At 37.0% G+C, this 1,078-nt stretch carries 1 protein-coding gene; it reads right to left on the bottom strand.

All coding sequences use genetic code 11. The features are described 5' to 3' along the window. Window positions 1–88: 88 nt before the first annotated feature. On the bottom strand, window positions 89–1,078 hold a 990-nt coding region (locus QUF61_RS18120), incomplete at its 5' end, for a hypothetical protein (protein ID WP_289682955.1).

Genomic DNA, 1,078 nt, shown 5'->3' with positions numbered 1-1,078 from the left:
TTTTGAATAAAAAGCTATTTTAATAAGTATCCGATTTTCTTCAAGAAGGAAAAAATTTCTTCCAACCAAAGCTATTGAGGATACTCAGCTAACTCAGTAAGAAATGCTCTAAAGTAGCATTTTTAGGTACTTTTATCGATTTTTTCTGTTCCGATTTTAGCTTATATTGGTTTTTTATCCAGACAAGAAGCATACTTGAGGCACCCCATAAAATATTTGCCTGACAAGCCCTCTGCACAGTTTCTTCCGATGGTAAATTTGAGGAATAGGTGCGTAACCAGGAGCTACGATGATGTATTTTCCAAACCAACCTGGTTTTTACCAAAGCAAAATAGCTTAAAATGCCTTGTGCAATAATAGCTAAATTTACAAAACGTTCAATAACTTCCAGTTTTTTCAACAGATTGACTGCCATTGGATTATCTTTTGTCCAAGATAAGCTAATGCTGGTTTTATCAGTTGGACTGACTAATAATTTTGACCAAAAACGGTAACAAAAAGCGCCAACAACATGTTTTAGAACATAAAAAGCTGCTTCAATCTTAAAATGCAAAGCATAAATTTTCAGAATTTCTAAAGCCGGTAAGTTTGGGTCTGAAGACATCAAAATAAAACGACGCTCTTGATCAATAACCCAGACAAAACGAATATTTAACCCCAGCGCGCCCCAACAAAGGTCTTCCCAATAAAAATGTACAATACGCTCTGGATGCAGCGGATGCGGCGCAATTTCAAACCAGTCTTGATGCTTAAACAAGGAAAAGAGCTTGAATGTCTTTTTTTTCTTTTGTCCATCAATGAGATAAGCAACATAATTTGATTTTGCTTTGGTAATCAGATGAACCCAGGGTTTACCATCGTCCATCAAGTAAGAAGCCGCATAAAGAAAGGCAGGGGCAGTTGCAAAATAAGCATCCAAACAGGTATACATGGGCTGTGCTCGGCGCATAGCAACAATGACAATCAGACTCAACATACGAACAACCACGCTTTCTTTCTCATGTAATGCATGGTTTTCATTTGCATTTAGTTGTCTTATAGCATCCACGCCTTCATGTAATTGAGCCGCTTGTAATAT

Source organism: Candidatus Venteria ishoeyi (genome assembly GCF_030378065.1).
Lineage (GTDB): Bacteria > Pseudomonadota > Gammaproteobacteria > Beggiatoales > Beggiatoaceae > Venteria > Venteria ishoeyi.
This window is presented reverse-complemented; position numbering and strand designations above follow the sequence as displayed.